The sequence below is a fragment of the Cobetia sp. 1CM21F genome, assembly GCF_023161745.1.
Classification (GTDB): domain Bacteria; phylum Pseudomonadota; class Gammaproteobacteria; order Pseudomonadales; family Halomonadaceae; genus Cobetia; species Cobetia amphilecti.
In genome coordinates this window covers 1-618 of sequence record NZ_JALNTQ010000016.1, presented here as the reverse complement: position 1 = coordinate 618, position 618 = coordinate 1, and the positions used below count along the sequence as shown (strand labels likewise).

At 54.5% G+C, this 618-nt stretch carries 1 protein-coding gene; it reads left to right on the top strand.

Annotation, left to right across the window (positions count from 1 at the left end; genetic code table 11):
• Positions 1 to 63 precede the first annotated feature (63 nt).
• The gene (locus MSG32_RS17900) at positions 64 to 369 is read left to right on the top strand and encodes a hypothetical protein (protein WP_248381128.1); all 306 of its coding nucleotides are present in this window, start codon (positions 64 to 66) and stop codon (positions 367 to 369) included.
• Positions 370 to 618: the final 249 nt, after the last annotated feature.

Genomic DNA, 618 nt, shown 5'->3' with positions numbered 1-618 from the left:
AGGAGCGTTGCTCGATCACCTGTTCCGTAAGGAGTGCGGCGTATTCTAGCGAATCGCCCGGGATTGTCAATCGATGATATCGAAGCGGACTTCAAAAACATCAACCAAAACAATCACCTGCAAACCTCTTTCACCGCTGGTAACGCCATGCGTCCCCGGCAGCGGATGCGTACCTTACGCACGAACCGGCGTGAGGGCAAGGGCTTTTTGAAGATCAGGCCAGATTTCACCTTCACACCCCTGATTCTGGCACCTGGAGCACTCCAGCCAGCCGATCCCTGGCAACAAGGCTCGTTTTTAGCACCCTTTTCTTCACCTGGCGGCGCACGCAAAAAACACGGTCTTGCGCATAAAAAACATCCTGAATGACACCACTCCCGACCCAGACATGATGGAAATGAGCATCCCTCTGATGAACTCCGACGCCGACAGATGCATGCGAGGTGCTTCAAGCCACACAAAAACGCCCCTGCCACATCAGTGACAGGGGCGTTTCCTTTGGTCTTCTTTCTGCACAACTTTTGCGCGCACAACTTTTCCCGCGCACAAAGAGAACCGCCCCTGCAGCAAGGCTGCAGGGGCGGTTCGGGATAAGTGCCTGACGATGACCTACTCTCA